The organism is Stutzerimonas stutzeri SDM-LAC, from assembly GCF_000235745.1.
Taxonomy (GTDB): domain Bacteria; phylum Pseudomonadota; class Gammaproteobacteria; order Pseudomonadales; family Pseudomonadaceae; genus Stutzerimonas; species Stutzerimonas stutzeri_H.
Map to the genome: position 1 here is coordinate 1 of NZ_AGSX01000079.1, position 12,845 is coordinate 12,845.

At 61.4% G+C, this 12,845-nt stretch carries 12 protein-coding genes; 5 read left to right on the forward strand and 7 right to left on the reverse strand.

The features are described 5' to 3' along the window. From alc to puuE, 3 genes are all read right to left on the reverse strand, one after another. Positions 1–945: allantoicase (gene alc, locus PSTU_RS0109320; RefSeq protein WP_019340768.1), on the reverse strand; the 945-nt coding region annotated here is incomplete at its 3' end. A gap of 38 nt (positions 946–983) precedes the next feature. Further along, a complete protein-coding gene (gene uraD / locus PSTU_RS0109325) occupies positions 984–1,499 on the reverse strand; it encodes a 2-oxo-4-hydroxy-4-carboxy-5-ureidoimidazoline decarboxylase (protein ID WP_019340769.1) in 516 nt (171 codons plus the stop codon). Beyond that, positions 1,496–2,428, reverse strand: a complete 933-nt coding sequence (gene puuE / locus PSTU_RS0109330; protein WP_019340770.1) for an allantoinase PuuE — start codon at positions 2,426–2,428, stop codon at positions 1,496–1,498. The genes uraD and puuE overlap by 4 nt, the downstream gene beginning before the upstream one ends. A 355-nt stretch (positions 2,429–2,783) precedes the next feature. Between puuE and uraH the strand changes: the two genes are divergently transcribed. Continuing rightward, positions 2,784–3,137 carry a hydroxyisourate hydrolase gene (uraH, locus tag PSTU_RS0109335; protein WP_019340771.1) on the forward strand — a complete coding sequence of 118 codons (354 nt, stop codon included), beginning with the start codon at positions 2,784–2,786 and terminating at the stop codon, positions 3,135–3,137. A gap of 394 nt (positions 3,138–3,531) precedes the next feature. On the opposite strand, the gene PSTU_RS0109340 is transcribed toward uraH, so the two are convergent. Together PSTU_RS0109340 and PSTU_RS0109345 are read right to left on the reverse strand one after the other, a co-directional pair. Then, positions 3,532–4,158 (reverse strand): LysE family translocator, encoded by a 627-nt coding sequence (locus PSTU_RS0109340; RefSeq protein ID WP_019340772.1) that lies wholly within the window; start codon positions 4,156–4,158, stop codon positions 3,532–3,534. A 157-nt stretch (positions 4,159–4,315) separates the two neighbouring features. Next, positions 4,316–5,662 (reverse strand): NCS2 family permease, encoded by a 1,347-nt coding sequence (locus tag PSTU_RS0109345; RefSeq protein WP_029404695.1) that lies wholly within the window; start codon positions 5,660–5,662, stop codon positions 4,316–4,318. A gap of 371 nt (positions 5,663–6,033) precedes the next feature. Between PSTU_RS0109345 and PSTU_RS0109350 the strand changes: the two genes are divergently transcribed. The 4 genes from PSTU_RS0109350 (at position 6,034) to PSTU_RS0109365 (ending at position 9,635) form a co-directional block, all read left to right on the forward strand. Then, positions 6,034–6,789: a GntR family transcriptional regulator gene (locus tag PSTU_RS0109350; protein WP_019340774.1), complete on the forward strand. Its 756-nt coding sequence runs from the start codon at positions 6,034–6,036 to the stop codon at positions 6,787–6,789. 432 nt (positions 6,790–7,221) lie between these two features. Next, the gene (locus PSTU_RS0109355) at positions 7,222–7,893 is read left to right on the forward strand and encodes a metal ABC transporter ATP-binding protein (protein ID WP_029404696.1); all 672 of its coding nucleotides are present in this window, start codon (positions 7,222–7,224) and stop codon (positions 7,891–7,893) included. Next, positions 7,893–8,753, forward strand: a complete 861-nt coding sequence (locus PSTU_RS0109360) for a metal ABC transporter permease (protein ID WP_019340776.1) — start codon at positions 7,893–7,895, stop codon at positions 8,751–8,753. The genes PSTU_RS0109355 and PSTU_RS0109360 overlap by 1 nt, the downstream gene beginning before the upstream one ends. Positions 8,754–8,762: 9 nt before the next feature. Then, complete coding sequence (locus PSTU_RS0109365; protein WP_019340777.1) at positions 8,763–9,635, forward strand: metal ABC transporter substrate-binding protein; 873 nt, start codon at positions 8,763–8,765, stop codon at positions 9,633–9,635. 733 nt (positions 9,636–10,368) lie between these two features. Here PSTU_RS0109365 and guaD read toward each other — a convergent pair. Further along, positions 10,369–11,676, reverse strand: a complete 1,308-nt coding sequence (gene guaD, locus PSTU_RS0109370; protein WP_019340778.1) for a guanine deaminase — start codon at positions 11,674–11,676, stop codon at positions 10,369–10,371. A 396-nt stretch (positions 11,677–12,072) separates the two neighbouring features. After that, positions 12,073–12,845, reverse strand: a 773-nt coding sequence (gene xdhC, locus PSTU_RS0109375) for a xanthine dehydrogenase accessory protein XdhC (RefSeq protein WP_019340779.1), incomplete at its 5' end; no start/stop codon positions are given.

A 12,845-nucleotide genomic window follows, 5' to 3' on the forward strand; every position in this document is an offset into this window, starting at 1 on the left:
GAAGATGTTCAGGCGCACGTGGGTGATCGGGCCAAGCTTGGCGATCTGCTCGCTGAACTCGTGCTCGGCGTGCATCTCAAGCTTCTGGCTCGGCAGCAGCTCACGCCAGAACAGGCTCTGGGTCTCGATCTGGCTGTCGGTGCCGCCTTTGACGTACGCCGCCTGGATGTTGCAGCTGTCCGGGTAGTTGCCCTTGAAGTGCAGGGTGTCGACGACGATGCGCTCGATTTCGCCAGGGGTGCCCAGCGCGACGATGACCCAGTCGTTGCCGGGCGTACGGCGGCGGGCGGTTTCCCAGCCGTCGCCCATGTTCACGCCGCGGCCCGGGTTGAGGATGTTGCTCATGCGGCCGAAATGCTCGTCGGAGCAGGCCAGCGCGCGGCCGCCATTGAGTGCCGAGGCCAGGTCGAGCTGCTCGTTGTCGCCGACCGTGCTCCAGTCGCGGTACGGAATGCCGTGTACGCGCAGACGGGCTACGCCGCCGTCCGGGTAGATGTTGAAGCGCAGGTGGCTGACCGGCTTGTCGAACGCGATCTCGTGATAGTGGTGGCTGTTGCCTTTGAGCTCGACGGCCGGAAGGATTTCGGTCCACTCGGTGCTGTCGTCCGGGTCGCCCTCGGCGAGAAAACAGGCTTCCAGTGAGGCGGACGGCGGGAAGTTACCGGTGAAGAAGCTGGTGTCGATGTCGACGCCCTTGATCGAGCCGGGCACGCCGAGGCGAATGACCGCGTGGTCGTAGCCTTCGAAGCGCTTGCGGCGCGACTCCCAGCCGTCCATCCACTTGCCGTTGTCATCGAAAACGCCCTCCTTCCATACGGCCGGCGTCGGCTGGAATAGCCGGTTGACGTCGGCGAACCAGTCGTCAGTGACGGAAATGGCCTCTGTGCCCAGGCGGGCGTCGGCCAGGTTGACGTATTTTTCGAAAGGTACGGCGTAGCTCTTCATACGTTGTTCTTCTCTTCGTGTCGTCTGATGGTGCGTGCTTACATCGCCTGCAGACGGAACAGGGCGATCTTGTTGATTTCGGCCAGGGCGCGGGCGAATTCCTGCTCTTGCGAGTTGTGCATGCGCTCTTCGAAAGCGGCGAGGATCTGGTGCCGGTTACTGCCCTTGACGGCCATGATGAAGATGAAGCCGAACTTGGCCTTGTAGGCATCGTTCAGCTCGGTAAAGCGGGCAAACTCTTCTGCCGTGCATTCATGAATCCCGGCGCCGGCCTGCTCTGCGGTGCTCGATGCGGTCAGCTCGCCGCGTACGGCAGCCTTGCCGGCAAGGTCCGGGTGAGCGTTGATCAGTGCCAGCTGGGTGTCATGGTGGGCTGACAACATCGCCTGCGACATGCGGGTGTGCATCACCTCGACGTAGTCCAGCGTCTCGTCCACCCCGGCCTGATAAACAGTGTCGGCGACCCACGGCGAGTGCTCGTAGACATCAGCGAAGGTCGAGATAAAAGCGTCGCGGTCCAGGGTGGACGGCTTGATGGTCTTGAATGGGGTCATAGGCTGCGTTCCTGAGTAAGCGGGTGAGTCGAGTGCCAGTGGCGGGCTATGTCGACACGGCGGGCGAACCACACCTGCTCGTGGCCCTTGGCGTACTCGATGAAGCGCTGCAGCGCGGCAAGACGTGCGGGACGGCCCAGCAAGCGGCAGTGCATGCCGATGGACAGCATCTTAGGCGCGCCCTCGCAACCTTCGGCATAGAGCACGTCGAACGCGTCCTTCAGGTAATTGAAGAAGTCGTCACCGGTATTGAAGCCCTGCACTTGGGTGAAACGCATGTCGTTGGTGTCCAGCGTGTAGGGGATCACCAGGTGCGGCTTGTCGGGCGTCGACTCTGGGTCCCAGTAGGGCAGGTCGTCGTCATAGGTGTCCGAGTCGTAGAGGAAGCCGCCTTCCTCTCGCACCAGTCGCCGGGTATTCGGCCCGGTGCGGCCGGTGTACCAGCCCTGCGGACGCTCACCGGTGATGTCAGTGAGGATGCGGATGGCCTCGAGCATGTGCTCGCGCTCCTGCGCTTCGTCCATGTACTGATAGTCGATCCAACGGTAACCGTGGCTGCAGATTTCATGGCCATCGGCGACCATCGCCTTGATCACGTCCGGGTGGCGCTGCGCGGCCATGGCCACGGCGAAGATCGTGAGCGGGATGTCGTGCTGGCGGAACAGCTTGAGCAGGCGCCAGACCCCGGCACGGCTACCGTATTCATAGAGCGACTCCATGCTCATGTGGCGCACGCCCTGCAGAGGCTGGGCGGAAACCATTTCAGACAGGAAGGCTTCGGATTCCTTATCGCCATGCAGTACGCAGCGTTCGCCGCCTTCTTCATAGTTCAGTACGAAGGACAGCGCGATGCGGGCATTACCCGGCCAGTGCGGGTGGGGCGGGTTCTTGGCATAGCCGACGAGGTCGCGAGGGTAGTCTGCGCTCACTGTTGTTATTCCTTATCTGATCCGCGGGTCGTCGCTGCGAGGTGCCGGGCGACCTTCATGGCCTAATTGTATACAAAACGTTTTGCACTTTGTAAATCAAAAATCGACAAGATTTTTTATTATGAGCCGCGTCTTGAGCTGCCTCTCTTGCTCTTTTTCGGTGCCGTGGGTTGGTGCTGCTGCTGTGCATCGAATTGATTGGACAGAAAATGAGGCATGCATAAAACTGTAAATTGTGTACAAATTTTATAGAAACTGTCTTTTGTTTCCTGCCGCGGATGCTATGCTCGACCCAGCTCCACAACTCACACAAGAGGAGGCGGGCATCGTCGGATGATCCGCGATGCCGGAATCTATGGGACGTTTGACTACTCATGTACTGGATGCTGCGCACGGTTGCCCTGGCAGCAATATCCGCATCGAACTCTATCGCGTTGAAGGCGAGCGCCTTGAGCTGGTCACGACGCGCCAGACCAACAATGATGGCCGTTGCGATGCGCCTCTGCTGGAAGGCGACAGCTATCGTTCCGGCGTCTACCAGCTGCAGTTCTCAGCCGGCGACTATTACCGCGGGCGCGGCGTTACGCTGCCCGAGCCTGCCTTTCTCGACGTGGTGGTGCTGCGCTTTGGCATCAGTGCTGAGCAGGATCACTACCATGTGCCGTTGTTGATTTCGCCGTACAGCTACTCGACCTATCGGGGTAGCTGATGGCGCTTGCCGTGCCGTTGTCGGTGCGGCGTACTTCTCCCATGCGTGAAACTTTGACTCCCCTGAGTCTCTCGGCCCGCCTTTAATGGCGGGTTTTTTTTGGACTTGGCAAGGTGAGTAGTTCATTAGCGGGGGCGGCTAGTCCTCAATGACGATGAGCCAGTAATGATCGAGGCTTGGCACAAGCTAAAGGCTGCACTTAACCCGTGAGAGCCGCCGCGCATGGCCACGGGCTGCAGATAGCCCGTGGGGCCGCCGCGGATGACTACTGGCACGCCTAACCCGTGGGAGCGGTCTCGACCGCGAAAGGAACCCGTCCAACGCTACCCGCCGAAGCCGCAGCACTTCACTCATTCGCGACCAAAATCGGTCCTACGAAACCAGCGATGCAACTTCAGCGACTCACCAAAGAAGCCGCCCCCGCGCCGCCAAACAGCGCCGCGCTGGTGCGGTTGAACCAAACCTGTCCCTTACCTGTACGCAGGTAGCGCGCGGCACCATGCGCGCCCAATCCGTAGGCGAGTTTGCAGCACAGGTCCAATACCGCCCAGGTGAGGATCATCACCAGCAACTGCGGCATAAAGGGTCGATCTGCGCTCAGAAACTGGGGCAGGAATGCGGCGAAAAACAGAATGTCCTTGGGATTGCTGGCGCCCAGGCCAAACGCGCGCCAGAACAGCTGGCGAAAGCGAGGGCTGACTTCCGATGTCGCTACGCTAGGCCCGCTGGCGGGGCGGCGTGATTCCTGCCAGCTCTGCCAGGCAAGGTAGAACAGGTAAAAGGCGCCGATGATTTTCAGCACGCTGAACACCTGCTCCGACGCCAATAGAAGAGCGCCGAGTCCGAGGGCGGAGGCGCTGAGCAGGCAGATCGACGCGCTGACCCCGCCGACGAACGCTGGCCAGGAGCGACGCAGCCCATAATTGAGACTGTTGCTGATCATCAGCAGCGACAGCGGACCGGGGACCAGGATGACCACAAGCGCCGCGCTCGCAAATAACAACCAGGTTTCCAGACTCATTTCAGTGCTCCTCTGCAATGCTGCGTTTCAGTGTTTCGTTTAGCTGTTTTCGATGGCGTTTCGCCGGGCGCCGCGCTATGGATAGCGCAAATCGCCCAGGTTGGAAAATAGATCAGGCCCCATCGCAAAAAGCGGTGGGGCCTGACCATCGCGCTCCTTATAGGAAGGCGAACTTGGCGATGAAGATCACACACAACACGTACAGGCTGATCGAGACCTTGTCGCGCTGCCCGGTCAACAGCTTGAGCGTCGCATAGGTCAGGAATCCCAGCGCGATGCCGTTGGCGATGGAAAAGGTCAGCGGCATCATCACCACAGTGACGATAGCCGGAATGGTGTCGGTGTGATCCTTCCAGTCGATATGGGCCAGGCCGCTCATCATCAGCATGGCGACGTAGATCAGCGCGCCCGCAGTGGCGTAGGCAGGGATCATGCCGGCCAGCGGCGCGAAGAACATCGCGATCAGGAACAGCGCGCCGACGGTCACTGCGGTCAAGCCGGTACGACCACCGGCGGCAACGCCGGAAGCACTTTCAACGTAGCTGGTCACCGGCGGACAGCCGACAAAGGCACCCACGACGCTGGACGTGCTGTCGGCTTTCAGCGCACGGGAGAGGTTCTGGATCTTGCCGTCCTCATCCACCAGGTGCGCACGGTGCGCGACGCCCATCAGGGTGCCGGCTGTGTCGAACATGTTCACGAAGAGGAACGCCAGGATCACGCTGACCATCGCGACATTCAGTGCGCCGGCGATATCCATGGCCAGCCAGGTCGGCGCCAGGCTGGGCGGCATCGACACCAGACCGTTGTACTCGACCAGACCCATTGCCCAGCCGATTCCGGTCACCACCAGCATGCTCAGTAGAATCGCGCCGAACACGTTGCGATGACTGAGCACGGCGATCATCAGGAAGCACACCGCGGCGAGCAGGGCGGTAGGCTCACCGAATGAACCCATGGTCAGCAGGGTGGCCGGGCTGTCTACAACGATACCCGCAGTCTTCAGGCCAATCAGCCCGAGAAACAACCCGACACCGGCGCCCATGGCGAAACGCAGGCTCATGGGGATGCTGTTGAGCAACCATTCGCGCAGGCGGGACAGGCTCATGATCATGAACAGGATGCCGGAGAGGAATACCGCACCCAGCGCAATCTCCCAGCTGTAGCCCATCTCTCCGACCACGGTGTAGGTGAAGAATGCGTTGAGGCCCATGCCCGGCGCGAGCCCTACCGGCCAGTTGGCGTAGAGGCCCATCAGCAGGCAACCCAACGCCGCCCCGATGCAGGTGGCGACGAATGCGGCGCCGTGGTCGATACCCGCATCGGCCATGATGTTCGGGTTGACGAAGATGATGTAAGCCATGGTGACGAAGGTCGTCAGGCCGGCAAGCAGCTCGGTCTTGATGCTGGTTCGGTGGGCGCTGAGTTTGAAGAATCGGTCGAGCAAGCCGGGGTTTTTCGGCTGCAGCCCGAGGGCCGCCTGTTCCTGCTTGGTGGTTTCCACAAGGTGTTCCTCATCGTTCTTGTTGTCTATCACCCAGAGCGGCGCTCTCGAGGGCAGGTGATGGTGAGGGCTCGTCCTGTTCGATTTTTTTGACCGAAAGGTCAGGAAGGCTTGACGCGATTATGCTTTTGTATACAAGAAATGCAACAGGCATTTTGGAAGCTATGGCGCTGGCGCTGTTTCTGTTCGGTATGTGGCGATGAAAACGCAACGTGGTAGGGCGTCTGGATTGGCTCTGGAAAAATTTATGGCTTTACTGATTGTGCACAATAAAATGCGATTTATTTACTTGTTTCGCTGTTGGTGCCTCCCAGCTGCATGACGAAAGGCAGTAAAGTTCGGGTCTGCCGAAAATTCCGACGCGAGTCACTATGAACGAACAGCTGCAGCCTTTGAAAAAGCCGACACGAAGCGGCAAGGCCCGTACCGGGACCCAGGACGACATCGTTTACGCCCATATCTTTGATGCAATCCTGGAGCAGCGGCTGGCGCCGGGCACCAAGCTCAGCGAAGAAGCGTTGGGCGAGATTTTCGGCGTGAGTCGCACCATCATTCGGCGCGCTTTGTCACGGCTCGCTCATGAAGGCGTGGTGTTGCTGCGGCCCAATCGCGGCGCGGTAGTTGCCAGCCCGAGCGTCGATGAAGCGCGGCAGATTTTCTTTGCCAGGCGCATGGTGGAGCGGGCGATTACCGAGCTGGCCGTGCAACATGCCAGCGCTGAGCAGCTGAGCGAGCTGCGGCAAATGGTGACCGACGAGCAGGATTGCTTCGCCCGCGGCGATCGCGGCGCGGGGATTCGCCTTTCGGGGGAGTTTCACCTGAAGCTGGCCGAAGCGGCGAAGAACGCACCGTTGGTGAGTTTCCAGCGCAGCCTGGTGTCGCAGACCTCGCTGATCATCGCGCAGTACGAAAGCGGCAATCGCTCGCATTGCTCGTTCGACGAACACAATGAGCTGATCGATGCCATCGCCGCACGTGACAGCGAGAAGGCGGTGCGCCTGATGATGCATCACATGGATCACATCGACAGCAAGCTCAACCTCGATGAAGACAGCGCGTCGGATGATCTGCATGCGGTGTTCTCGCACCTGGCCCTGGCCAAGAAAAAACCGCGTACCGCCCGCTAATTTCCATCCGGCTTCAGGCGGCGTCTGTTCGGTGCGCCGCTGAGACCTGAGTTGCCTGAAGGCAGCGCTCCCGCTTCATCTCTTACCTCAATGGATCTGCGCTGGCGCTATCTTCAGCGGGCAACGCTTAGCTAAACCTCCAGCCATCCTCGTTGCGTCGACGACCCGTCGCGCTTCTCCTCGCGCCGCGTCGCGTACCGGTCTACCGCTACCCAGTTTACCTGCCGCCCGTACATTCAGTGCACGGCACCGCTTCGCGGTGCCGTGATGCCTCGCGCAGGCGGCACCGCGCAGCAATCGTTATCGGATCACTTTCCCTGTTGTGCAGGTCGGTCTTGATACGCATAATGTTATGTTATAACCAGCACATAAGCGCAACTGCCTGCTCAATCGAAAGGGCTGTTGCGAATGTTCGGAATATCTGAGGTGATGATGATTCAATGCCATGGCTTGCAGTGGGGCGCCGGCGGGCGAGCGCTTACGCCACCCCTGGATTTGACGATGCGGGCAGGGACCCTGACGGCCGTAATCGGTAGCAATGGATCTGGAAAGAGCAGTCTGCTCAAGGTGATCGCCGGCTTGGATCGGCCCTTGGCGGGGCGGATCGATATTGGCGTTCCACTTCTGGGTGGGGTGTCTTACCTGCCGCAACAGCAACATGTCGACCGGCAATTTCCGATTCGCGTGGCCGAGCTGGTTAGTGGCGGGTTCTGGCGTAGCCGTTTCGGACGCGCCGAGCGCCGGGAGCGCTTAAGGCAAGCGTTGGCGGATTGGGGCCTGCTGGATTTGCAGACTCAAGGCCTGCACGCCCTGTCCGGCGGAGAATTGCAGCGGGCCCTGTTGGCGCGTCTGAGCCTGACTGATGCTCAGGTCCTGCTGCTGGATGAGCCAGAGGCGGCGCTGGATGAGGTGGGGTTGCGTTTGCTCTGGCGGCACATTGATTGCTGGCAGCAGCAGGGCAGGACGCTGGTCCTCGTCAGCCACAACCTGGCAAGCCTCGGGGAAAAGCGCTGTGAGGGCTTGTTGATCGCCCGCAGTGGATGCATCGCCGCGCCCATTCAGCAGTTTATGGTTGACCGGCAGCGGCTCGGGCAGGTCGCGTGATGCTCGATTTGTTCTGGTCGCCATTTGCTGAATTTGCCTTCATGCGTCGCGCCTTGTTCGGTGGCGTGGCGTTGGCCTGCAGTGCCGGGCCGCTGGGGGTGTTTCTGATCCTGCGGCGAATGAGTTTGATTGGAGACGCAATCGCCCACGGCATCCTGCCCGGTGCGGCGCTGGCGTTCTGGCTGTTCGGTTTGAGCCTGCCGGCACTGACCTTCGGCGGCCTCGTGGCTGGGCTCGGAATGGCGGGGGCGGCGGCCTGGGTCAGTCGGAGAACTGGTCTGCGTGAAGACGCTAGTCTGGCCGCGCTCTATCCCATTTCGCTTGCCAGCGGTGTGTTGTTGCTCGGACTGGCGGGTCGCAAGCTCGATCTGCTGCACCTGTTGTTTGGCTCGGCACTGGCGGTCGATGCGACCACATTGGCGGGCATGCTCGGTACGGCTGTGTTCAGCCTGCTGATACTTGCGTTGACCTACCGCGCGCTGGCGCTGGACAGCCTGGATCCGTTGTTCCTGCGCAGCGTCAGCCGCTTCGGGCCGTTGGCACACGCGGCCTTCCTCACGCTGGTCGTACTCAACCTGGTGATCGGTTTCCAGGCCATCGGTGCGCTGATGGTGGTCGGGCTGATGATGCTGCCAGCCGCTGCGGCGCGCTTCTGGAGCAGACGGTTGCCGGTCATGCTGCCGCTTGCCGCGCTGCTTGGAGCCGTGTGCGTATGGCTGGGTCTGTTGCTGTCTTTCTACGCCAGCCTGCCCAGCGGCCCGTGCATCGTGCTGCTGGCCGGGGCGTTCTACCTGTTTTCGGTCGTGGCTGGGCCTGTTCAAGGCCTGCTGCGCTCGCGCGCTTTTCCCATCACCGTCTGAGGTTTTTCCATGCGATACCTGTTATTTGTGCTCACACTGTGGCTGCCGCTTTCACTGCACGCTGCGCAGAAGCTTGAGGTCGTCACCAGCTTCAGCATCCTCGCTGACCTTGTCCAGGAAGTCGGTGGAGATCGGATTGAACTGACTAACCTGGTCGGCGCGGACGCCGATGCGCATGTCTATGAGCCCAGCCCGGACGACGCCAAAGCGCTGCTGCGGGCCGACCTGATTGTCACCAATGGCCTGGGTTTCGAACCCTGGTTGGAACGTTTGCTAGCCAGTAGCGAGCCTGAGGGCAAGCGCATCAACGCAAGTGCGGGTGTCGTTCCGTTGATGCTGGAGGAAGATGGCGAACAAGTACCGGACCCGCATGCGTGGCAGAGTGTGGCCAATGCAGAGATCTACGTGCGCAACATCACCAAGGCGCTTGCCGAGCTCGATCCTGATCATCGCAAAGGCTATGAAGCGCGACGCGATGCTTACCTGGCCCGCCTGCATGCCTTGCTGAAGAGCGCCGATGCGCAGATAGCGAGCCTGCCCGCCAGTCAACGCAAGGTTGTGACCAGTCATGATGCGTTCGGCTATCTGGGCCAGGCCTGGCAGCTGGAGTTCATCGCGCCACAGGGACTGTCGACCCATGACGAACCTTCTGCGGCCGAGGTGGCTGCGCTGATTCGTCAACTTCGCAGCGAAGGTGTGCGAGCGGTGTTCGTCGAGAACATCCGTGACCCGCGATTGATCGAGCAAATCGCCGACGAAGCCGGCGCCACCGTCGGAGGCACCCTGTACTCCGATGCACTGGCCAGCGAGGGACCGGCGAGCACCTACCTCGGCATGTTCGAGCACAACCTCGAAACCTTGATGGCAGCATTGAAGCCGTAGGGTGGATCACGCCTTATCGATCCACGCGTCGTCGAGCCCTGAGCGACCCGATGGTGGATGTAAAAAGCGACATCCACCCTACGTGCGGCGGTGCCTCCGAGTCGTAGGGTGGATCGCGCTTTATCGATCCACGCGTCGTCGAGCCCTGAGCGACCCGATGGTGGATGTAAAAAGCGACATCCACCCTACGTGCGGCGGTGCCTCCGAGTCGTAGGGTGGATCACGCCTTATCGATCCACGCGTTCGTCGAGCCCTGAGCGACCCAATGGTGGATGTAAAGAGCGACATTCACCCTACGCACGGCTGTGACTCCGAGCCGGGTGGATCGCGCTTCATCGATCCACGCGTCCGTCGAGCCTCTGAGCGACCCAACGGTGGATGTAAAGAGCGACATCCACCCTACGTGCGGCGGTGCCTCCGAGTCGTAGGGTGGATCGCGCTTTATCGATCCACGCGTCGTAGAGCCCTGAGCGGCCCGATGGTGGATGTAAAAAGCGACATCCACCCTACGTGCGGCGGTGCCTCCGAGTCGTAGGGTGGATCACGCTTTATCGATCCACGCGTCCGTCGAGCCCCTGAGCGACCCGATGGTGGATGTAAAAAGCGACATCCACCCTACGCACCGCTGCGGCTCCGAGTCGTAGGGTGGATCACGCTTCATCGATCCACGCGGCCGCGCCCAGAGCTTGCGTCGCTGGCGAGACGATCAATCAGCAAGTCCTGGTACCGCTGTTCACGATGCCTTTCGATGCACCGAAACGCCGGCCGCGTAGGTTTCCTTCACCGCACGGTCGTCGCCGAGGATGGTCAGGGCGAAGAGTTTTTCTACCAGCGTCCTGGCCTGGCGCATCCGGTAGTCGATCAGCGGCGTGGCCTTGTAGTCGAGCACGACGAAGTCGGCATCCTTGCCCGGCTGCAGGTTGCCGATGCGATCGTCCAGATAGAGCGCGCGGGCGCCGCCCAGGGTGGCGAGATACAGCGACTTGAGGGGGTCGAGCTTCTTGCCCTGCAGCTGCATTACCTTGTACGCCTCGTTCAGCGATTGCAGCTGCGAGAAGCTGGTGCCCGCGCCGACATCGGTGCCGAGGCCGACGCGGACGCCGAAGTCTTCGACCTTCTCCAGATCGAACAGCCCGCTGCCGAGGAACAGGTTGGAGGTGGGGCAGAACGCGACCGCCGAGCCGGTCTCACCCAGGCGCTGGCATTCCTCGTCGCACAGGTGCACACCATGGGCGAACACCGAGCGTGCGCCGATCAAACCGTGGTGGTCGTAGACATCCAGATAGCCCTTGCGCTCGGGGAACAGCGCACGCACCCATTCGATTTCCTTGCGGTTCTCGGACAGGTGGGTGTGCATGTAGAGGTCCGGGAATTCCTTGAACAGCTGGCCGGCCAGGGTGAGCTGCTCGGGGGTGCTGGTTGGCGCGAAACGCGGGGTGACGGCGTAGTGCAGGCGGCCCTTGCCGTGCCAGCGCTCGATCAGTTCCTTGCTGTCGGCGTAGCCGGTTTCTGCGGTGTCGGTCAGGTAGTCCGGGGCGTTGCGGTCCATCAGCACCTTGCCGGCGATCATCCGCAGGTTGCGCTTTTCGCAGGCCTCGAAGAAGGCGTCCACCGACTCCTTGTGCACGCTGCCGAATACCAGCGCGGTGGTCGTGCCGTTGCGCAGCAGCTCGGTCAAGAATATTTCGGCGACCTCGCCGGCGTGGGCCTTGTCGGCAAAGGCGCGCTCAGTGGGGAAGGTGTAGGTCTCCAGCCAGTCGAGCAACTGCTCTCCATAGGAGGCGATCATGCCGGTCTGCGGGTAGTGAATGTGGGTGTCGACGAAACCGGGTGTGATCAGGGCATCGGGGTATTCGACCACCTCGGTGCCGGCCGCCAAAGTCGGCAGCAGATCGGATGCGGCGCCGATGCGGGCGATCTTGCCCTCTTCGACCACCAGCAGGCCGTCTTCGAAGTATTCATGGGATTGTTCTGCGCCCGCTTCGCGCGGGTCGGCAAGGCAGTGGAGCAGGGCGGCACGGTAGGCTTTGGTGCTGGACATAAGTTCTCTCTATAACGCAGATTTGGAAGCGGTGGGGCGCCTAGCTGGGGGCGTCTGGTCGGGACGCGCCGTCTTGGCTGCGATTCGGCGCGGTGCAACGTGCTTGCTGCTCGACGCTTCGCATCCGCCGCCATTCCCGCTCCTCTGTAGTTGAATTCAAGCCCTGCGCGTGACGTACGCGCTTTCGCCTGTCAGGTCGACATCGACACGGCAAAGCAGCAGAGCAGTGCGTAAGGCATTGTTGCTAGACATGTAGTTTCTCTAAAGCGCAGATGTGGGGCGGTTGGGGGCGCCTAGCCGGGAGCGCCCAGCCGGGCGTTTAGTCTTGACCGCGATTGGCTCGGTGTAACGTTATTCGGCGCCATTCGCGGTCAAGACCGCTCCCACACGGGCTCGTCACCCACGCCGCGAGGCGGGCACCAGCATCGGCACCGGCTTTTCGCCGTCCTGAGCTTTTTCACCAAAGTTGGCGTTGTAGGTGGCGATCACCTCACCGGCGATGGACACCGCGATCTCGACTGGCAGTTTTCCCTTCACCTCGGCGATCCCCATCGGGCAGCGCATGCGTTGCACGGTGTCGGGCTGGAAGCCACGGTCGCGCAGACGGTGTTCGAACTTGGCGCGCTTGCTCTTCGAGCCGATCAGCCCGTAGTAGGTGAAATCGTTACGTTCGAGGATGGCCGCGGTCAGTTCCAGGTCGAGTTGGTGGTTGTGGGTCATGACGATGAAATAGCTGCCCGCCGGCATCTCGGCCACTTCGTCGACAACCTCGTCGTTGACCACTTTCTCCACGCCCGCTGGGATCTGGGCCGGGAACTCGCTTTCACGCGAATCGATCCAGCGCACCTTGCACGGCAGGCTGGCGAGCAGCGGCACCAGCGCGCGGCCGACGTGGCCGGCACCGAACACCGCGATATGCGCCTGCGGCTGACCCATGGGCTCGAACAGCAGCACGGTGGCGCCACCGCAGCACTGGCCGAGGCTCGCGCCCAGGGAGAAGCGTTCCAACCGCGTATCACGCACCCGGTTTTCGAGCATCTCTCGGGCAATCGCCTGAGCCTTGTATTCCAGGTGGCCGCCGCCGATTGTGTCGTACAGGTGTTCGCGGCTGACCACCATCTTCGAGCCCGCATTGCGCGGCGTCGAGCCGCGCTCTTCGATGATAGTGA

Coding starts and splice junctions, on each gene's coding strand:
- PSTU_RS0109340 (WP_019340772.1), bottom strand. CDS start 4,158: ATGAGTCTGGAAACCTGGTTGTTATTTGCGAGCGCGGCGCTTGTGGTC.
- PSTU_RS0109350 (WP_019340774.1), top strand. CDS start 6,034: ATGAACGAACAGCTGCAGCCTTTGAAAAAGCCGACACGAAGCGGCAAG.
- PSTU_RS0109355 (WP_029404696.1), top strand. CDS start 7,222: ATGATTCAATGCCATGGCTTGCAGTGGGGCGCCGGCGGGCGAGCGCTT.
- uraD (WP_019340769.1), bottom strand. CDS start 1,499: ATGACCCCATTCAAGACCATCAAGCCGTCCACCCTGGACCGCGACGCT.
- uraH (WP_019340771.1), top strand. CDS start 2,784: ATGGGACGTTTGACTACTCATGTACTGGATGCTGCGCACGGTTGCCCT.
- guaD (WP_019340778.1), bottom strand. CDS start 11,676: ATGTCCAGCACCAAAGCCTACCGTGCCGCCCTGCTCCACTGCCTTGCC.
- PSTU_RS0109365 (WP_019340777.1), top strand. CDS start 8,763: ATGCGATACCTGTTATTTGTGCTCACACTGTGGCTGCCGCTTTCACTG.
- PSTU_RS0109360 (WP_019340776.1), top strand. CDS start 7,893: ATGCTCGATTTGTTCTGGTCGCCATTTGCTGAATTTGCCTTCATGCGT.